At 42.7% G+C, this 20,056-nt stretch carries 15 protein-coding genes; 2 read left to right on the forward strand and 13 right to left on the reverse strand.

Annotated elements, in window-relative coordinates:
- Nucleotide 1: 1 nt before the first annotated feature.
- The 7 genes from M2444_RS29600 to ilvB all read right to left on the reverse strand — a co-directional run bounded on the left by M2444_RS29600 (nt 2) and on the right by ilvB (nt 12,298).
- Nucleotides 2-1,741, reverse strand: coding sequence for a sensor histidine kinase (locus M2444_RS29600; RefSeq protein ID WP_280788783.1), 1,740 nt, complete (start codon nt 1,739-1,741; stop codon nt 2-4).
- A 130-nt stretch (nt 1,742-1,871) separates the two neighbouring features.
- Nucleotides 1,872-2,714 carry an MBL fold metallo-hydrolase gene (locus M2444_RS29605; protein WP_280788784.1) on the reverse strand — a complete coding sequence of 281 codons (843 nt, stop codon included), beginning with the start codon at nt 2,712-2,714 and terminating at the stop codon, nt 1,872-1,874.
- Between the two features lie 295 nt (nt 2,715-3,009).
- Nucleotides 3,010-6,930: a collagen binding domain-containing protein gene (locus M2444_RS29610; protein WP_280788785.1), complete on the reverse strand. Its 3,921-nt coding sequence runs from the start codon at nt 6,928-6,930 to the stop codon at nt 3,010-3,012.
- A gap of 328 nt (nt 6,931-7,258) precedes the next feature.
- Nucleotides 7,259-8,800 carry a 2-isopropylmalate synthase gene (locus M2444_RS29615; RefSeq protein ID WP_280788786.1) on the reverse strand — a complete coding sequence of 514 codons (1,542 nt, stop codon included), beginning with the start codon at nt 8,798-8,800 and terminating at the stop codon, nt 7,259-7,261.
- Between the two features lie 100 nt (nt 8,801-8,900).
- Nucleotides 8,901-9,893: a ketol-acid reductoisomerase gene (ilvC, locus tag M2444_RS29620; protein WP_036679485.1), complete on the reverse strand. Its 993-nt coding sequence runs from the start codon at nt 9,891-9,893 to the stop codon at nt 8,901-8,903.
- A 177-nt stretch (nt 9,894-10,070) separates the two neighbouring features.
- The gene (ilvN, locus tag M2444_RS29625; protein WP_170880323.1) at nt 10,071-10,559 is read right to left on the reverse strand and encodes an acetolactate synthase small subunit; all 489 of its coding nucleotides are present in this window, start codon (nt 10,557-10,559) and stop codon (nt 10,071-10,073) included.
- Nucleotides 10,556-12,298, reverse strand: a complete 1,743-nt coding sequence (gene ilvB, locus M2444_RS29630) for a biosynthetic-type acetolactate synthase large subunit (RefSeq protein WP_280788787.1) — start codon at nt 12,296-12,298, stop codon at nt 10,556-10,558. The genes ilvN and ilvB overlap by 4 nt, the downstream gene beginning before the upstream one ends.
- A 590-nt stretch (nt 12,299-12,888) precedes the next feature.
- Between ilvB and M2444_RS29635 the strand changes: the two genes are divergently transcribed.
- Nucleotides 12,889-13,335, forward strand: a complete 447-nt coding sequence (locus M2444_RS29635; RefSeq protein WP_042125089.1) for a GNAT family N-acetyltransferase — start codon at nt 12,889-12,891, stop codon at nt 13,333-13,335.
- A gap of 22 nt (nt 13,336-13,357) precedes the next feature.
- On the opposite strand, the gene M2444_RS29640 is transcribed toward M2444_RS29635, so the two are convergent.
- From M2444_RS29640 to M2444_RS29660, 5 genes are all read right to left on the reverse strand, one after another.
- Entirely contained in the window at nt 13,358-13,699 is a 342-nt protein-coding gene (locus M2444_RS29640; RefSeq protein ID WP_094876783.1) for a hypothetical protein, read from the reverse strand.
- Nucleotides 13,700-13,899: 200 nt separating this feature from the next.
- A complete protein-coding gene (locus tag M2444_RS29645; protein WP_094876782.1) occupies nt 13,900-14,856 on the reverse strand; it encodes an ABC transporter permease in 957 nt (318 codons plus the stop codon).
- Nucleotides 14,857-15,930, reverse strand: a complete 1,074-nt coding sequence (locus M2444_RS29650) for an ABC transporter permease (protein ID WP_042125082.1) — start codon at nt 15,928-15,930, stop codon at nt 14,857-14,859. It lies immediately after the preceding gene.
- Entirely contained in the window at nt 15,923-17,461 is a 1,539-nt protein-coding gene (locus M2444_RS29655; protein WP_094869939.1) for an ABC transporter ATP-binding protein, read from the reverse strand. The genes M2444_RS29650 and M2444_RS29655 overlap by 8 nt, the downstream gene beginning before the upstream one ends.
- A 186-nt stretch (nt 17,462-17,647) precedes the next feature.
- The gene (locus M2444_RS29660) at nt 17,648-18,703 is read right to left on the reverse strand and encodes a BMP family lipoprotein (RefSeq protein WP_094869938.1); all 1,056 of its coding nucleotides are present in this window, start codon (nt 18,701-18,703) and stop codon (nt 17,648-17,650) included.
- A gap of 307 nt (nt 18,704-19,010) precedes the next feature.
- On the opposite strand from M2444_RS29660, the gene M2444_RS29665 reads away from it, so the two are divergent.
- Complete coding sequence (locus tag M2444_RS29665) at nt 19,011-19,553, forward strand: acyl-CoA thioesterase (protein ID WP_256989794.1); 543 nt, start codon at nt 19,011-19,013, stop codon at nt 19,551-19,553.
- Nucleotides 19,554-19,692: 139 nt separating this feature from the next.
- Here M2444_RS29665 and rplT read toward each other — a convergent pair whose 3' ends face one another.
- Entirely contained in the window at nt 19,693-20,052 is a 360-nt protein-coding gene (rplT, locus tag M2444_RS29670) for a 50S ribosomal protein L20 (RefSeq protein ID WP_042125073.1), read from the reverse strand.
- Nucleotides 20,053-20,056 lie beyond the last annotated feature (4 nt).

The following is a 20,056-nucleotide window of genomic DNA, read 5'->3' on the forward strand; positions in this document are numbered from 1 at the left end:
ATCACACTTCCTTACTCTCATATTTAACTATCAGTTCTACCCTCAATCCTCCGTATTTGCTGCGAGAGACAAACAAGCCACTATCTGGTCCGTACTTCAATTGGAGTCTATTATTAACGTTGATTAATCCCGTCTTCTCAACTTGTTTTAAACCCATCGCAAGCTTCTTCTGCAAGTGCTCTATTTCCTCATCTTTTAAAAGAGTGCCGCTATCTTCAATCGTGATAATTATTATTCCCTCTTCGCATTCGGCACCAATATAGACAACCCCGTTTCGGGAGTCGTCTTCGAAAGCATGCTCGAACACATTCTCAACAATTGGCTGAATAATCAGCCTCGGTACTAAAATCGCGTTCGCCAAAACGGGTATTTCTTCATATTCGAAAGAAATACGATTCGAGAAGCGAATACACTGAATTTCACAATAATCAAGCGCATGCTGATACTCCTTAAAGAAAGCCACCTCGTCCGATCCACTTCTCGTGATGTATTGGTAGTAGCTCCCTAGCTTTTGTGAGAGCTCAGCCGCACTATCGGAATCTCCTACTTTACACATCATGTAAATATTAAAGAAGCTGTTATAGAGAAAATGCGGGTTAATCTGTGACTGCAATTGCTTCAACTGCGAATGCTGCAGGGCAATCTTCTGTTCATAATTCTCTTCAATAGAACGCTTAAGTCTAGAAGCCATACGATTAAAACTGTTAAATATATAGTAAAACTCATCTTTGGTCTTTGACTCGATGACTAAATCAAGATTATCCGTTTCTACCATACGGAATGTCTTAACCAATTTGGATAAGGGCCGATGAATCATTAGATTTACCGAATAAGAATAAAGTACCATTACCACAATAGCGATGACAAAAGAAGCATATAGTAGTGTATTAAATTGACTTAAGGGCCTTGTGATTTCATTCTGATTCACATACATCATCAAGGATAGATTCAAAGAACTGATAAAGTTATGGGCAATAAAGTAACTTTTACCGTTCACCTTGTTTATTTCTGGGATATCGGAATTAAACTGATCCTGTTTGGTGATGAGCCTAAGCACCTCAGTAGACACTAACTGATCGTCTGTAGTAGATAGAATATTGCCCAGCTCATTACTTCCCAGAAATACCTCCGATTCTTGATATAAGGTTGCGATTTGATTTAGTGCCTCCAATAGCTTACCTTTTGAGATTTCAATATACGACCAAAGCTCCGCATTATCTCCTGTTTCTATAAGGAAAATCGCATCACCGCTCCGATAGAATGAGGGCTTCTGCTTAACGTTAAGTAACGAGGAAATTTTAACGTACTCCATATTAGGAATGGCCGTGACCCCCGTCTTACCAGAGATCGTTTTGCCCAGAGACTTAACATATACCCCGGCGTTAACCACATATTCGCTTGAGGCAATGATCCGATTCAATAGATCTTCAGCATTACCGATTAATTCTACCTCTTCATACTTTTCTAAACTTTCACCTCGGAAACTAAGCTTCTGTATGTTTTTATCTTCTTGAAATTGTAATTGTTGATTGCGGATGAAATATATCTCTTTATCCAGTTGCTTGGAATAGAATGATGCCCCAGCCAGGGATGAGTCCAAAATTGCATTTTTGGTGAATGACATTCCCTTATAATTCACCCAAATATTCATCGATATGAGTGGAATCAGAAAGACAATAAATACGATGACGACTTTCTGATAGACGAACCATTTTACTTTTCCCGTAGCCAGCAGCTTCATTCTCTACCTCCGTATCTACTCATTCTGAGCCCTTAAAGCTATAAAAAAGACCCGTAAAGTAGTCCTTTCCTCAAGGGAGGATTTTACGGGTAATGACTATTTTTTTAATTAGAGATAGTCCATCATCATGTCATGCTAAGAAGACTTTCATCCCATCATAGGAAATGATGAAATTCTCCTCTGCTGTATTCTTAACTAAAGTATCATGCAACTCTGCGCTGTAGTGAGAGAAATGAGTGAGAATAAATGAGGTACTAGTATCACAACTATTTTGGTCAAACAATCTTTCTCTTACAATCCGACAACCGGAGATCCCCATATGATAATCATATCTATCCTCTAGCCCATAATTACAATCCAGACTAACAACGTCCAGGTGCTTATCACGGAGATAATTGAAGGTTACATCACTGAATACACCGCTATCATTGCCGTATAAGAATCTTGTGTTATTCTGCTCTAGTAGATAGATAAAGCAATGTTCATCCGGCTTGTGATGAGCTGGCAATGCGGTTACTGTCACTTCTCCTAGAGTGAAGGGCATGAAAGGCTGTATGATATGAAACTCGTAAAAAGGATCTTCAATCGTATCGGTTCCATAATCATAGCGAAGAGCTGACTTCATCGTTTCTTCTACCGTTTCATTTCCGTAAATATGTAGTTTTTTTCCACTCTCCTGCAGCTGACAATACCAATGCTCATGCCTCATCATGAGCTCTGCTGCTGCAAAATGATCAGTATGCGAATGCGTAACAATCAAATGATTAACTTGCCCCAAATCCAATTTGTAACGAAGCTTATTCATATACATGTCAGGTGAGAAATCCAGCAGCAAATCAGAGTTAATAAGCGCTCCTGTGCGAGCACGAATATTTTTCCCACCAAGCTCCATCGCCATAGAACAACGTTCACATTGACAAAATAAAGCTGGATAACCCTCGCTTGCTCCAGTTCCTAAATACATAAATTCCATGGTATCATCTCCCAGCGCATTTTATGATAACGCTTACCTATTTTTGAAAAAATATATGCTTAATAGTGTCGCTGGCGCTACATTACGAATAATGAGCGAAAATCGCCTTTTCGTCAAGGTTCACTTCGAAGAAGGTTATGAAGCGCGCAGCCATAGACCAAAATAAAAAACAAGGCTCCCCCAATAACAGGAGGAGCCTTACTTCGTTAACTTTTATCTTATGGGAGTTGAGTTCCGCCTGTCGCCGCTCGTAGAAAATCTACTTTTGGGCCAGCCCCCTTGTCATTACGATATATTAATTACTTCGTTTAAATCTTCGAGCTAACACAAATCCCACAAGGACTAGACCTCCACCTACTAAGTAAATAGGTAGCGCGCTGTCTTCTCCCGTCTTCGGAAGCTGAGTTGGTTTATTGCTGTTATCCCCTGGTTCTTTCACTGTACCTTTCGGTACTTCCTCAACATCAATCTCAATCTCGATTTCTTCTTCATTTCCATTCTCATCTGTCACAATGATCGTGAACTTGTCTTTCCCAATGAAGCCTGGGTCTGGTGTATATACCCACTTGCCATCTTTAGTAATGGTCACCTTACCATGATCAGGCTTATCACCGATACTTGGTAATCCACCTAGTGGAATTTCACCTTCAAGAGGAACTTCTTCAGTAGTAGTCTCCTTCTGTACAGGTGGTGTTGGCTGTGGAACAACAGGTGTATTAGTTGGCACCGACGTGATAGATGGAGTTGCCGTTGGTGTTACAGTTGGTGTTGCAGTTGGCGTTGCCACCACAGGTGTTGCGGATGGAGTAGCCGTAACGATGACTCCAGGCACTGGCGTCGAAGTCGATACAGGAAACGTTGGATTGTCTGGTGTCGAAGTCGGTGTTACTGTCGACACAGGCGTTTCCGTCGGCGTTGTTGTTGGTGTCGGTGTTGTCGTCGGTGTTGGTGTCGACGTCGGCGTTGTTGTCGGCGTCGCTGTTGGTGTCGACGTCGGTGTTGTCGTCGGCGTCGACGTCGGTGTTGTCGTCGGCGTCGGTGTTGGTGTTGTCGTCGGTGTTGGTGTCGGCGTCGGCGTCGGTGTTGGTGTCGGTGTCGACGTCGGCGTCGGCGTCGGTGTCGGTGTCGGTGTCGGTGTCGGCGTTAGTGTTGGTGTCGGCGTTGACGTCGGTGCAACCGTCGGCGCCGGTGTTACTGTCGGAGCGGGTGTTGCTGTTGGTGTTGGAACTTTATTCTTTACCTCAAGACTTATCCCGGTCGTCAAGGCAATAGTCACTTCATGTGGTGTTTGATCAAGAACATAACCCACAGGTGCTGTTTTCTCAATCACTACATATTTCCCACCGGTTAGCTTGGTAAATTCGATTATCCCATTTATATCCGTAGTACCGTCCTTTATCCAGACCTTATCGTTGTCAACAACGCGATATAGATCAAACGTAGCACCACTTAGTAGCTTTGCAGAATTATTAAAGTCTACTTTCGTAATCGTCAGCGGTCCTCTTACACCACTTCCTGTACCAGAACCGCTGGAAAGCTTAACTGTAATTTCCTTGGTACTTTCATTTGTTATTACCTTAATGTTCTTACCATCAAAACTAACCTTATTGGTTACTTTATCATTGTTCTGTGCTGTAATCAGGGAGTCATATTTCAGAATATAAGCCTCCGAAATATCCTTTAGGAAGCTAAGCTCAAAGCTTTCCTTTCCATTGATATCCGCAGTAATCTCCAGCTTATAATCCTTATCTTTGATCAACTCTTGATTGGTTGCTGTTATAGTCCCATCAGCTTTAACAGTCGTTTTATAGACATGAAAAGTATTAGACAGTAGGATCTGATTATCGCTCGGAATATCTGTAATTACCGCTTCTTTTACAAAAGATTGGTTACGGTTGATGTTAACGGTCCAATGTATTTTATTACCGTCCTGATCGCCGCCTTTATTAACATATTCCCCACCTTGTGGAATGCTAACAGTGGCTTCCAGTTTTGCAGATTCTACTTTCGTGCTGTCATATAATATAGCTGTATTTTTAATTTCATTTGAATCAATCGCTTGATCAGCGAATGTAGTTTTGAAAGTGACGTAGAACGCATAATTAATGGTTTTATTAAATGTCACCTTCAGCTCATTACCATTCAACTTCACATTATAATCAGCGGAATTCACATTAGCTTGAGGAGAGGGATCACCATCCTTCCCATATTCCCATTTATAAACTTTTACAGAATCCTCGTTGACGACTTGACCAGCCGAAATAGTATCTACCAGTTGAGCTTGGCTTAACGTTTTCTGATTATAGTTGGCACCAATATTCCAAGTGATCTCTTTGGTTACAGCATTGTAGGACCCACTCTTTTTCCCATTGTTTTTAACTTCATCTCTTGGATTAAAGGTTACGGTCGCTTCTTTATGCTTTGACTCCTGTACCCCGTTCACCGTTTCTTTCCAATCGAGTGCGCCTTTATTTGAAAATTGTGTTTTGCCCGAAGCCAGCCAATCATAGTTAAAGCTTGTTGTATAGGTAATAGTGTAAGGCTCATTAATTGAACCATTAAAAGTAATCACAAACCCATCGTTCACTACAGCCGGATTATGATCATTGTAAACAACAGTATGAACGGTAGCAGTTCCACCTTTGGTCGGTTTAACCTTTAATGTGCCCGGGATAAGCGTTAGTCCCCCATTGCCAAAAGTATCGGTCACCACTAAATTTTCCATAGTCTTGCTGTCATCATTAATTTGAATAGTCCAATCAATGGTCTTTGTCGCATAATTAACATTGCCATAATTCTTATGAAGAATTTGCTGTTTAATATCACGTTTTACAGTTTCCGATTTTCCATCATAAGTAATCTTGTTCGTAATTTGGGCATCATCATATATACGACCATTTGCTTTTGTCTGATATTCAATTCGATAGGCAGAACTTATATCATTGTTGAATTTCAGATCAAAGCCATTTAACCCCGTTGCAGTTGTTGGCGTTACCGTATATTCGCTTGAAGCAATTTCCGCGCTCTTGATCCCTTTACCATTGCTGTCAATCGTTACTGGATAGACTTTAACAGAGGTAGGGATTAGATCTTGGGAGTTGTTAAACGTATCCTTTAAAATAGCATTCGCCGCTAAAATTGTTTTCTCATTGTAATTGAAATTAACAGCCCAGGAAAGCGTCTGAGTTGCCGCATCATATCCAGTGGACTCTTTCGACAGCGGCTTGCCGCGCCCAACTGTAACTGTAGTACTAGCCTTCTTGGATATTCCTCCATCACCCTTTAAGACAGCTTCGTTCGTAAATGCAGTGCTATCCACACCCGTACCGGTAATATCCGTTGAGAAGCCAATGCGGTATGCCTTTGTGATTGGGTTGTCTTTAAATTTCAACTTTAATTCTGCCCCAGTTGAATCTGTCACATCATACTTACTGCTATCTACTACATTTCCTTGACTCACTTGTCCATCTATTTTCACATCAAGCTCATAGACCACAATAGATACGGTATTTAAAGACAATCCCAAAGGAAGCTTGTCTGTAACCTCTGCATTGTAAACACTATCCAGAACCTTGTTCACATCAACCGTCCAAGCGATGCTTGTTGGGTTATAATACTGTGGCTTCGGTGAACCGTTTTTTTCTATCGTTGAGCTAACCTTTGGCTTAAAATTAAGCTCAATGGTTTGAGTTCCTCCCTGAATTGGGAATATTATTGTCTGCTTCGCAGAGCCTGTAATCTTTTTGGAGCTCAGTAGCGACCTAACTGTAAAGGTGCCCCCCACTTGATCGTGGGATTCAATATATTTGTTAAATGTGAATACAACTTTATTGGTATTTTTGTCGACTGTATAAGTCCCTACAGGCTCATCGTCAAAAATAAGATTACCATTCAAATCATTATAAAGTTCAAACTGTGTTGGAAGGTCAAACGTAAAGGTAGAACCCTCCTTATACCCATGCCCATCTGAAATTGCCCATGTATAGTTTAATTCCGAATAGGAATCAAGCTGATATACGCTTTCCGTAACCGTATTTGTGTATTTATCATCGGTGTATACTGCAAGCGTAACACTAGTAATGAGATTATCTCCAATCACAGTACCATTCCCACTCGCATATGCCTGCGTATTAAACCCGAAGCCAAAGCTATACGCCCATTGCGTCACAAGTAATAATACTATGAGCCATGCGCTTATTTTCTTTTTTGATAACATTTCGTGATTTCCTCCTTTTTCACCCTTTTATTATACTTTTCACAAGCTCTATCCTTTGGATCCAGTACTCTTATCCTCTATAATGACCTCCTTGATCTTTTCTCCTTCTACTAATCGCCATACTTACATTCATCTATTGTAAATAGTGTATCTATACATAATCTGAACAGAGTCCAGTAGAAGTCTTTTCCATACTTTTTCTTCCAAATAAAAAAACAGGGATATGCGATGTAAACTCGCATATCCCTGTCGTATCTAATGCTTACTCATCTAGATGTTAATAGTAGAGTAATACTACTTAGAAAAAATAAAAAATACATTGTACATTTTATAGACTAGCGTGATCACGTTTGGTGTAAGTTTTACGCTTCTCCAGAAGCTTGTTAAGTGCATCGATATAAGCGCGGGCACTCGCCTCTAGAATATCGGTGCTAAGGCCACGGCCCTGTGCAGCGACTTCACCCTGCGACAGTACTACATGAACCTCACCCTGTGCATCTTTACCACGGGAGACGGATTTAATGGAATAATCCCCAAGGGTAACTTCCTCACCCGTGGCTTTATCAATAGCATTGTAGATGGCATCTACCGAACCATTACCTTCTGCCTCTGCTACAATAGGCTCCGCTTCCGGACCATCGATAATCACCTTGGCGGCTGGAACAGCTTTATTGCCGTAAGTAACAAAGATCGTCTGCAGCTTAAAGATTTCTGGCGTATCGATTAGTTTCTCTTCAATCAATGCCAAAATATCTTCATCAGACACTTCTTTTTTCTTATCGGCCAAGTCCTTAAACCTTGAAAAGGCTGTATTAAGCTCAGCTTCGGATAAATCATATCCTAGATCACTTAACTTATCGCGGAAAGCATGGCGTCCAGAGTGCTTACCAAGTACCAGCTTGCTCTCTTTAAGTCCTATGGTCTCCGGTGTCATGATCTCATAAGTGGTTTTCTCTTTCAGCATTCCGTCCTGGTGAATACCCGATTCATGAGCAAATGCATTAGCTCCTACAATCGCCTTATTCCCTGGGACTACCATACCTGTCAACTTGCTGACCAAGCGACTTGTACGAGAAATCTCGGATAACGTTAAAGAAGTTTTTGCGCCAAAAAATTCAGCACGTGTCTCCAGCGCCAATGCAACTTCTTCAATCGCTGTGTTTCCAGCACGTTCACCAATACCGTTAATCGTTCCTTCAATCTGATCTGCACCATTCTGAATCGCGGCTAGCGTATTGGCCGTAGCCATGCCAAGGTCGTTATGACAATGAGCACTAAGCTGTACACGTTCAATATCAGGCACATTTTCTTTTAAGTATTTAAAAATAGCTCCATATTCAGAAGGATTCAGATAACCTACAGTATCCGGGATATTAACAACATTAGCGCCTTCTCGGATAGCCATTCCGACCATTTCAGCCATGAAATCATACTCTGTACGACCTGCGTCTTCTAACGAAAACTCAAGTTTAGGGAAATATTTCTTGGCATATCGGATAGCAGATTGTGCAGTTTCCAGCACCTGAGCTTTATCCATCCTTAGCTTATGCTGGCGGTGAATAGGAGATGTGGCTAGAAAAATATGAATGCAAGGGTCCTGTGCCCCCTGCAATGCTTCTTTTACTGCATCAATATCTGTCTCTCTAGAACGAGAAAGACCGATTACGGTGACGTTCTTTACTGCTCTTGCAACTGCATTTACCGAAGCCAGGTCACCTGGTGAAGCAGCAGGAAAGCCCGCTTCCATGCGGTCAATCCCCAGCTTTTCCAGCTGGTAGGCGATCTCTACTTTTTCACGCGTGTTAAGGTTCACACCCGGCGACTGCTCTCCGTCTCGCAGCGTCGTATCGAACACATAAATTTTCCGCATGCAAAGCACCTCCCATAGATTGTGCTAAAACCCTCAAATGCGGCTCGCATAGTCACGGCCGCATTTGAAGGTCACACTATTTAATCATAAGTATATATGATTACTTCTTAATCCAGTGCATCATTTCACGCAATTGGCTACCTACAACTTCAACTGGGTGAGCAGCTTCGTTGCGACGAGTAGCTGTAAGGAAAGCACGTCCGGATTGGTTCTCAAGGATGAAGTCGCGAGCGAATTTACCTTCTTGGATATCCGTCAGTACAGCTTTCATTGCTTTTTTAGTATCTTCAGTTACAATGCGAGGACCAGTTACATAGTCACCGTATTCAGCAGTGTTACTGATGGAATCACGCATGCTGGACAATCCGCCTTCATATACCATGTCAACGATCAGCTTCAGTTCATGCAGACATTCGAAGTAAGCCATTTCAGGAGCATAACCTGCTTCAGTCAATGTTTCGAATCCAGCTTTGATCAGTGCAGATACGCCACCGCAAAGTACAGCTTGCTCACCGAACAAGTCAGTTTCGGTTTCTTCACGGAAAGAAGTTTCGATAACCCCTGCACGTGTACAGCCGATACCTTTTGCATAAGCAAGGCCGATTTCTTTAGCTTTTCCAGTTGCATCTTGTTCGATAGCAATCAAGCCAGGAACGCCAAAGCCTTCAACATAAGTACGACGAACCATGTGACCTGGAGATTTTGGTGCTACGAGCAGCACGTCCGCATCTTTAGGAGCAACGATTTGTCCAAAGTGTACGTTAAAGCCGTGGGAGAACATCAAAGCTGCGCCTTTTTTAAGGTTTGGTTCCACTTCATTTTTATATACGGATGCTTGAGTTTCGTCTGGCATTAAGATTTGCACAACATCTGCACGGGATACTGCTTCAGCTACTGGCAATACTTCAAAACCGTCATTTTTTGCAGTTTCGAAAGATTTACCTTCACGAAGACCGATGACAACTTGAAGACCACTGTCACGAAGATTCTGTGCTTGGGCATGTCCTTGGCTACCGTACCCGATTACCGCAATTGTCTTTCCTTTTAATACACTAAGTTCTGCATCCTGTTCATAGTACGTTGTAACTGCCATTGTCAATATCCTCCTTTAATTTGAGACCCATCATAAAGAGCGGGTGCTTCAAGAGAACTGGATTCATACCTTATCAAGCTCCTCTTCAAGCTCCCGCTCTTTAGCGGGAAGTTCATTCATATCATATCAGATTAATGCAATCAAGCAGTAATCCATTAAAGTCGTAAAATATAATACTTAAGAGTTACCACGTACCATAGCCGTAACACCTGTGCGAGAAAGCTCTCTAATTCCATAAGGTTTCAAAAGCTCGATCATTGCATCAATTTTCTGTGTCTCCCCAACTACTTGCACCAGTATAGTGGTGCTGCCGATATCAACCACTGAAGCACGGAAAGTCTCAACTACACCCAAAATTTCCGGACGCTCACTTGGATCAGCATTCACTTTAATGAGAGCGAGCTCGCGTGCAACCATTGGCTTAGCTCCAAGATCAACGACTTTGATAACATCAATTAGCTTATAGAGCTGCTTCTCAATTTGTTCAAGGGTATGCTGGTCGCCAAGAGTAACGATAACCATCCGGGATAATCCAACCTCTTCGGACTGACCTACTGTAATACTCTCAATATTAAATCCGCGGCGACCGAACAAGCCTGACACCCGCTGAAGCACACCTGGCTGGTCATTTACGAGTACAGAAATCGTATGTCTTGTCACTGTTATTCATCCCCCATCAGCATATGATCGATGGTTGAACCTTGAGTTACCATCGGGTAGACATTCTCGTCTTTTGGAACAACGAATTCTACCAATACTGGACCCGGTGTTTCCAGAGCTTTCTGCCATGCATCACGTGCTTCTTCCTTATTCGTCGCACGTAGACCTTTCACACCATAGGCCTCAGCAAGCTTAACGAAATCCGGACTACCTGCAAGGTCTGTATAGCTATAACGTTTGTCATAGATAAGATTCTGCCATTGGCGAACCATTCCAAGCACTTGGTTATTAATAACAACGATTTTGACAGGTATATTGTTAATCGCACAAATCGCCAGCTCTTGGGAACACATTTGCATACCGCCATCCCCGTTAATCGATACTACCAACCGTTCAGGATGTGCCATTTGCGCACCGATAGCTGATGGGAATCCGAAGCCCATCGTTCCAAGACCACCTGAAGTAATCCATGAGCGCGGATGATTGAACTTGTAATATTGTGCTGCCCACATTTGATGCTGGCCAACGTCCGTAGTAACAATCGCTTCCCCATTAGTGGTGTCATTAATCATTTCAATCACCCATTGTGGTTTAAGCTCGGTCTCCGAATCTTTATACCGAAGTGGCTGATCAAGCTTTGACTGCGCGATATGCGTTCTCCAAGCATCAGCCTTAAATGCACGCCCAACCTCAGGAATCAGCATTTCCAGTACAGTTTTCACATCTCCTACAATCGGAATATCAGGTGATACATTCTTTCCGATTTCTGCAGGGTCGATATCGATATGCACGATCTTGGCTTTTGGCGCGAAGCCGTCCAGCCTACCCGTAACACGGTCATCAAAGCGAGCACCAATATTAATGAGCAAATCGCATTGCTGAATTGCATTATTTGCGGTATATGTGCCATGCATCCCTGGCATTCCCATCCAAAGCTCTTCAGCACTTGGGAAGGCTCCGAGTCCCAGCAAGGTTGTAGTTATTGGAATCTCTGTCCGTTTCACGAATTCGAACATAGCCTCATGTGCTCCGGAGTAGATAACTCCACCACCAGCAATGATAATCGGACGTTCAGCAACCTCAATCGCACGAACCAGTTTATCAAGCTGCAGTTTGTTTGGAACTGTACAAGGGTTGTAGCCACGAAGATTTACGGTCTTCACTGGTGTGAACAATGTCTTTGCAGCCGACACATCTTTCGGTATATCAATCAATACTGGACCTTTACGACCGGTATTCGCCACATGGAAAGCTTCATGTATGACGCGAGGGAGATCCTCAACATCTCTTACAAAGTAGCTGTGCTTAGTGATGGGCATCGTGATTCCGGTAATGTCTGCTTCCTGGAAAGCATCTGTACCGATCAGGCTTGAGAAAACATTACCTGTGATTACGACCAATGGAGTAGAGTCCATATATGCTGTAGCAATACCTGTTACAAGGTTTGTTGCGCCAGGACCCGAGGTTGCGATACATACCCCTGGTTTGCCACTTGCTCTAGCGTAACCGTCAGCTGCATGAATCGCACCTTGCTCATGACGTGTTAACACGTGATTGAAATCCGTAAAACCGTACAATGCATCATAGATGTACAAAACAGCTCCACCTGGATATCCGAATACTGTGTCTACACCCTCCAATACAAGGCTGCGGAGTAGTATTTCCGAACCGGTAATAACTTCCGGCTCCATCCATTTTTCTTTTAGCTGCTCTGTAGACCGTAATTCCGGTATTTGCGCGCTCATCAGTATTCCTCCTCCGATATTTAACATTCATTATGCAAATGACGGACCGTCCTCTATACATCAGCAAATAGTTATTTATAAAACAAAAAAACCTTCCGCCTCCCACGCACAGTATTAGCGCGTGAGGGACGAAAGGTTGATCTTCCGTGGTACCACCCATGTTTGCATTACATCTCGCGATGCAACACCTTATCAGGTATACAAAAATCCATCGATGTAGGCAAGGGCCCTAATCTCTGTAACCTGAAGTCCGTAACGCGGACTAAACGATTCCCCCTAATAATTCCACCACTCTAGCCAGTGGACCTTTCAGGGAAACAGCTCCGAGGTGAGCTCGTATATAAGGGATTCCGGTGGAGGTTGCAGCAAATCCTCACACTCTCTGAGCAAAAGAGCCCTTAAAACTTCGTCCTCATCATTGCCGATACATGTATGTTCGTTAAAATGTTTAGACACATTATATGATTCCTAACACGGATAGTCAATACCCATATTTTTAAAATTGTCACAACTCCTGCTTCTACCCTCTCGGAACGCCTGCCCTTCTCCCAACATATGATGTACGACAATGCGTGGAAAGGGGACGCTCTATGATTCGTTATCGTCGACCGAAGCAGGATGACGTTGTTATTTTTGATTTAATCGAGCGACAGCTCGTTCCATTATCTCATCTGCCGCAAACTGAAATCACTAAAATCAAAAAGGATTTGCCCCGTCGTCTGGGACACGGAATCACCCTTGTCACCTGTCCCGACTATGAAAGCGATCCAAACGGGTTTGTCCATTTTTTGTTGCATGGGGATTTACTCTACATCGATATGCTAGCCATTGCACCAGATGCTCGGCGAAAACACTTGGGAAATATGCTCATGGATCGAGCAGAAAGATTTGCACTTTCTCGCGGTTGTCATCGTTCTAAGGTATCCGTCGACCTAGGGAATGCAGCAGCGCTAGCCTTTTATCGAAAATTGGGCTACAGCGTAGCCCGTTATCAATCGCTAAGTTTTTGTTACGAGCTTGAGAAACGATTCTCCTAGCCAAAGCAGCACTTATCGGAACTTAAAAGAATCCAAAAGGTGGATATGGTGTGCCTCCGTACCCATAACCTCCATAAGGAGTTCCATATCCGTAACCGCCACCATAAGGTGTAGCTCCGCCATAGCCACCGCCATAACCTCCACCATAAGCATAAGGGGCAGTACCAACGGCGAGCAAATCAAACAACACTAATGGAATGATTGCTTTGGTTTGTACTTTTTTACCACTTACACGTTGCAAAATAAGACGATTTCCTGATACACGAAGCAGTTTTCCTGTAACCTGTGTGCCATCTTTTTTCATAGCGATGATCTGTTTGCCAATGAGCCTCATAACCTGCTTTTTCGTAACTGGTTTAGTCATAATATCCCCTCCAAAAAGTTTTGCAAACCTCTGATTTCCACCATCTTCAATACAGTTTATTCGCACAAAAGAACCTTCGCCTGTACACTTGCCCTCTCCTCTTATGTTTATCCATATCGACCCTAACCAAAAAAGCCGCATTTCCGGAAAAAGTCCGGAAATGCGGCTTCGTAATGATATAAGTAAAAAATCGAAAAGATCTAGCGTTTACCAGGATCGTAAGGCTGACCTAATGCCTTAGGAGCAGCGGAACGACCTACAGCAGCTACAAGCACAATGACTGTCAATACATAAGGGATCATAAAGATGAACTCTTGTGGGATATCTTTTGACCACTCAAACAATTGAACATAGTTACGAATCGCTTGGGAGAATCCGAAGAATACCGCAGCACCAAAGGCACCGAGCGGATTCCATTTACCAAAGATCATCGCTGCAATCGCGATAAAACCTTGACCAGAAATCGTATTATGGCCAAAAGTTCCGGTTGTAGTTAGAGTGATTGTAGCGCCACCGATACCAGCCATCAATCCACTAAGCATTACACCGATATATCTCATCCGGTTAACCTTGACACCTAAGGTGTCTGCAGCACTAGGATGCTCACCTACTGCACGTAAACGCAGTCCAAATGGCGTTTTAAACAAAACGAAATAAATAACGATAACCAGCACGATGGCTAGATAAGTGGTCGGATAGGAATTGAATATCCCTTCACCGATCACTGGAATCTTGGAGAGTCCAGGAATTGCAACTTTGTTAAATCCATCGATTAGCGGAGTTTCAGCAGATCCATCAAATAGCAGCTTTACCATGTAAAGTGTACTACCTGCGGCTAAAAAGTTAATAACCGTACCACTGATCGTCTGATCTGATTTAAAGGTAATAGATGCAACCGCATGAATCAGTGAACCAAGTACTCCGACGGCCATAGCACATAGTACGCCAATCCAAGGAGCCCATTCACCCATTCCTGCATCTTGAGCATAATAACCACCTACTGCTGCTGCAAACGCACCAAACATCATCAAACCTTCAAGTCCAATATTTACGACACCAGAGCGTTCAGAGAAGATGCCGCCAAGTGAGGCAAAAATAAGCGCTGTGGAAAAAACAAGCGTTGTATTAAGCAGTTGACCTAACGTCTGCAGATCCATCTATAACACCTTCTCTTTCTTGCGCTTGAAGTAAAAGGGCTTAAGCACCCAGCGTACAATCCCTTGTGCCGCAATAAAGAATATGATTGAACCTATAACGATACGAATAAGTTCCGGAGGAACATCTGCAGCAAAACTCATTCCCGCAGAACCATAAGTCAACGTACCATAGAGAATCGCAGCTAGAACAACACCAAGTGGATGTGTTAAACCAAGAAGAGCTACTGCGATACCATCAAATCCATATCCTGGTGATGCCGCGAACACAGATTGATAATGGAATACACCCAGTACCTCTCCTGCTCCAGCCAACCCTGCAAACACTCCGCTTATGAACATTGCCTTTACAACGTTACGGCCAACATTCATACCTGCGTACTCGGCAGCATGAGGATTGTAACCAACAGCACGCATTTCATATCCTTGCTTAGTCTTCCATAAGTAGACATAGAAGAATACTGCTGCAGCAAGGGCGATAGCTGTTCCCCAGTGCAGACGTGCATTGTCAAATAACGAATTCAAGAATGTCATGGAAAGAGAAGCTGGAATATCCTCGGAACGATTCTGTCCCGGAAGTAATAGAAATGCTCTTACAATATAATTCGACAAGTATAGAGCAACCCAGTTTAACATGATTGTGGTAATAACTTCATTAATCCCACGTTTAGCCTTCAAATAGCCGGCGATACCAGCCCACAGACCTCCACATAACCCAGCTATAATAACAGCAAGCGGAACTAAGATGAATCCTGGCAAGGCTGCAAATTTAATACCCACCACGGTCGCAGCCGTCATACCAATCATCACTTGTCCATCTGCCCCGATATTAAACATCCCTGAACGAAATGCAAAGGCTACGGCTAAACCAGTGAGCATTAATGGCGTCATTTCGCGCACGGCTTCACCAAAGTTGTACAAGTTACCAAATACACGTGAGAACAGTGCGGAGTAAGCAGTTATCGGATCATAACCACCCATAAGCATAACTATTGCTCCCACAAGAAAACCAAGTACGATGGCGACAAGAGGAACGATATAGCTGTCAGTTGTGAAGATTTTTTTGAACTTATTCAACTGCCTTACCTCCCCGCTTCAAGCTGCCTGCCATCATAAGACCCAGTTCCTGGTCATTCGTATCCTGCGGGAACACTTCACCGACAATTTTGCCTTCATAGATAACAGCAATTCTGTCTGATACATTCATAATCTCGTCCAATTCAAACGAAATGAGCAATACAGCTTTTCCTTGGTCACGCTGTGCAATGAGCTGCTTTTGAACAAACTCGATAGCCCCAACATCTAGACCGCGTGTTGGTTGCGCTGCAATAAGTAATGTCGGATCTTTATCTATTTCCCGAGCAATAATCGCTTTCTGTTGATTTCCGCCGGATAAAGAACGTGCTTTGGTCTGAATTGAAGGTGTACGCACATCAAACTGCTCCACAAGACCTTCAGCATACTTATCAATGACATCATTTTGCATAAAGCCGTTTTTGTTATATGGACTCTTATAGTAAGTTTCCAGAACCATATTCTCACTTACTGAGAAGTCAAGCACCAAACCATGCTTATGACGGTCTTCTGGAATATGAGACACATTCATCTCCGTAATCTTGCGCGGGGATAAATTAGCAATCTCGTTCCCGGACACCTGAATAGAACCAGAATCAATTTTACGCAGACCCGTAATGGCCTGAATCAGTTCACTCTGTCCATTGCCATCTACACCGGCTATTCCGAGAATTTCTCCGGCTTTCACATCAAAGCTAAGACCGTCGAGCACCGAGACACCATCTTTACTCTTACTGTTCACATCCTTCAGCTCGAGTACAGTTTCACCAACCTCAGGGGCCTTCTTAGCTACCTTGAAGGTTACGCCGCGTCCAACCATCTTCTCAGCCAGTTCATTCGGATTAGTATCTGCGGTATTTACGGTATCGATTACTTTTCCTCGTCTAATAATGGTGACCCGATCAGATATTTGCATAATTTCTTTAAGCTTATGCGTAATCAGGATAATCGATTTTCCCTCTGCAACAAGCCGCTTCATAATCGCCATCAATTCCGTAATTTCTTGAGGCGTAAGTACTGCAGTCGGCTCATCAAATATGAGAATATCCGCTCCGCGGTACAGGGTCTTCATAATTTCTACCCTTTGTTGCATACCAACAGAAATGTCATGAATAACGGCATTTGGATTCACTTGCAGGCCATATTGCTCCGATAGCTTCCGAACCTGTTCCGCAGCGGATTTATAGTCAATTTTAAGACCTTTCTTCGGCTCCATCCCAAGAACAATATTCTCGGTAACCGTAAAAGGCTCCACGAGCTTGAAATGCTGATGCACCATACCAATACCAAGCTCGATCGCTTTATTGGGATTATCAATTACAACCGGTTTCCCGTCGATTTCAATACTTCCTTCATCCGGTTGATACAATCCAAAAACGATATTCATTAGGGTTGATTTACCTGCACCATTCTCACCAAGCAGTGCAAGAATCTCACCCTTCTTTAACGTCAAACTAATGGAATCGTTAGCAACAATACCGGGAAATCGTTTTGTGATTTGCTTCAACTCTACGACAGGAGCCGCAGCACTCATGGAATCACCCTCATCACAGAATATATAACTACCATGTAGACACGGATGTACCGCCCTTTTCAAGACGGTATAACTGTGTCTAACTTATCATAACCAGTGCTTTAACAAGGAATAAGGCCAGCGCATAACCGGCCTTATTCCTTGTTGCTTATTTCTTATTGTGATCCGATAAATAAAAGGGAGATCTTACTCGGTAGGAACTGTAATTGTTCCATCAATGATTTGTTTTTTGAAATCTTCAACTTTAGCCAAAATCTCTTCAGAAACGTTAACTTTAGATGTATCAGAGATACCTACACCATTGTCTTTCAAACCAAGAACAGTTGTAGTACCACCTTTGAAAGTACCATCGATTACTTCTTTGGAAACCTTCTTAACAGCTTCGTCAACACGTTTGATCATGGAAGTCAAAGTTACGTCTGTACCAAATTCAATGGATTGGTCTTTGTCTACACCGATAACCCATACTTTAGCACCGCCAGCTTTGTTACGGGATTTAGCTTCGTTGAAGACGCCATTTCCTGTTGCACCAGCAGCAGGGAAGATGATGTCATTACCATCGTTATACAATGTAGCTGCAAGGGATTTACCAGTATCCGGTTTGTCGTATGCACCTGCATAAGTAATAGTAACTTTTGCATCAGGTTTAACTGCCGCAACACCAGCTTTGAATCCTACTTCAAAACGTTTGATTACCGGGCTTTCCATACCGCCAATAAAAGCTACTTTGTTAGTTTTTGTAGTCAAACCAGCAACCACACCAACCAAGAAGGAACCTTCATTCTCAGAGAAAGTAACGGATGCTACGTTAGGAGCCTCTACTACGCTATCGATAATTGCCAAGTTAGCGTTGGCGTTCTCACCAGCAACTTTCTTAATTGCGTCGCCAAGATCAAAACCAATACCCCAAGTCAAGTTATAGCCATCCTTAACGAATTGGTTAAGGTTTGGCTCATAGTCAGCATTGGATTTACTTTGCAAATATTTAACGGAAGAACCTGTTTCTTTTTCAAGAGCTTGTAGTGCTTCCCATGCGGATTGGTTAAACGATTTATCGTTTACGCCACCGATGTCAGTAACCATACCAAATTTGAAATCAGATTTTGCGGCATTTGTTCCGCCATTTGTTCCTGCATTCGTCTCGCCATTTGCAGCATTCTTAGCGTTGTTGTTTCCACAACCAGCCAAAACAACTGTTAATGCCAGCATCATTACAAGAGATAGTTTGAAGACTTTTTTCATTGAATGTGATCCCCCTTAAAATATTGGATGTCATCTGTGTTCTACTTGGACATTCCATAGATCAAATTATAACTGCAATAAAATCTAAAATCCAGTCCATAAATGACCTCAGGTCAATAATTATTTGTACTTTTTCGTAAGTAACCGCTTTCCATGACACGACGTGTTATCATCATGTTTGAATGATGTTAGAAAACCTTATTTATCTTTGTATAGTATTCCAACACAATACAAATATTATTGCACACTTATGTGTTTTCTATTATTATGATTGCTTAGTATTTGCATTGAAAGGAAGTTATCAGATATGACCGATGAAAAAAATCCACAAACGATGCCGGCTTTTAAATATTGCCGTGAATCCCGCGTTTTCAAAACCGGACGTGTTTTCCCTAATGATGTTAATAATCACAAGACATTATTTGGCGGCAAGCTCATGAGCGGCATTGACGAAGTAGCCTCCATCTCAGCTATGCGCCATTGCCGTGCCAATGTCGTCACAGCCTCTACAGACTCTGTTGACTTCTTAAGACCCATTCGACCTACAGACTCCGTATGCTTCGAATCCTTTGTTTCTTGGACTGGGCGTACAAGCATAGAGGTATTTGTAAAGATCATTTCAGAAAATTTATACACTGGTGAGCGCGCCGTCGCCGCCACTTCATTTCTCACCTTTGTTGCAGTCGAGGAGGATGGCACTCCAACTCCGGTTCCTGCCATTATCCCAGAGACCGACGAAGAAAAACTGATCAACGAATCAGCAAATGAACGTTCTGAGTTGCGCAAAGTGAGAAGAACCATCAGTAAAAAACTTGCTGCTGAGCTCAATACAATAAAATACTGGGAATAACTCTGCCTAAAGCAGAGTTTTATTCTCATTTTTATTGCGGCAGAGAATTCTCTCGCCATGCTGCACACTTCATACCACACAAAAAAGCACCGCTGCATGGGCAACCCGCAGGCGGTGCTTTTCTATTATGTCACAACACTTACGCGTTGATTTTCTCTTTAGCAATACCAGCCAAGGAGTTGAATGCGTTAAGATCATTTACAGCCAGATCAGCCAGCATCTTACGGTTAACTTCTACACCAGCCAATTTCAGGCCGTATACAAGTTTGCTGTAAGAAAGACCGTTCAAACGAGCTGCTGCATTAATACGAACGATCCACAGTCTGCGGAAGTTACGTTTAGTTTGACGACGGTCACGGTAAGCGTAAACCATCGATTTCATTACTTGTTCTTTAGCTGTTTTAAAAATGCGGTGTTTAGAACCGAAATAACCTTTTGCCAATTTCAACACTTTTTTATGTCTACGACGAACTACAAATCCGCCCTTAACTCTTGCCATATTA

This window comes from Paenibacillus sp. PastF-3, assembly GCF_029893135.1.
Classification (GTDB): Bacteria; Bacillota; Bacilli; order Paenibacillales; family Paenibacillaceae; genus Paenibacillus_AQ; species Paenibacillus_AQ nitricinens.

Bases quoted from the DNA above. Each gene is read 5' to 3' on its own strand.
- M2444_RS29600 (WP_280788783.1), bottom strand. From the start codon at position 1,741: ATGAAGCTGCTGGCTACGGGAAAAGTAAAATGGTTCGTCTATCAGAAA.
- M2444_RS29605 (WP_280788784.1), bottom strand. From the start codon at position 2,714: ATGGAATTTATGTATTTAGGAACTGGAGCAAGCGAGGGTTATCCAGCT.
- M2444_RS29610 (WP_280788785.1), bottom strand. From the start codon at position 6,930: ATGTTATCAAAAAAGAAAATAAGCGCATGGCTCATAGTATTATTACTT.
- M2444_RS29615 (WP_280788786.1), bottom strand. From the start codon at position 8,800: ATGCGGAAAATTTATGTGTTCGATACGACGCTGCGAGACGGAGAGCAG.
- ilvC (WP_036679485.1), bottom strand. From the start codon at position 9,893: ATGGCAGTTACAACGTACTATGAACAGGATGCAGAACTTAGTGTATTA.
- ilvB (WP_280788787.1), bottom strand. From the start codon at position 12,298: ATGAGCGCGCAAATACCGGAATTACGGTCTACAGAGCAGCTAAAAGAA.
- M2444_RS29635 (WP_042125089.1), top strand. From the start codon at position 12,889: ATGATTCGTTATCGTCGACCGAAGCAGGATGACGTTGTTATTTTTGAT.
- M2444_RS29640 (WP_094876783.1), bottom strand. From the start codon at position 13,699: ATGACTAAACCAGTTACGAAAAAGCAGGTTATGAGGCTCATTGGCAAA.
- M2444_RS29645 (WP_094876782.1), bottom strand. From the start codon at position 14,856: ATGGATCTGCAGACGTTAGGTCAACTGCTTAATACAACGCTTGTTTTT.
- M2444_RS29655 (WP_094869939.1), bottom strand. From the start codon at position 17,461: ATGAGTGCTGCGGCTCCTGTCGTAGAGTTGAAGCAAATCACAAAACGA.
- M2444_RS29660 (WP_094869938.1), bottom strand. From the start codon at position 18,703: ATGAAAAAAGTCTTCAAACTATCTCTTGTAATGATGCTGGCATTAACA.
- M2444_RS29665 (WP_256989794.1), top strand. From the start codon at position 19,011: ATGACCGATGAAAAAAATCCACAAACGATGCCGGCTTTTAAATATTGC.
- rplT (WP_042125073.1), bottom strand. From the start codon at position 20,052: ATGGCAAGAGTTAAGGGCGGATTTGTAGTTCGTCGTAGACATAAAAAA.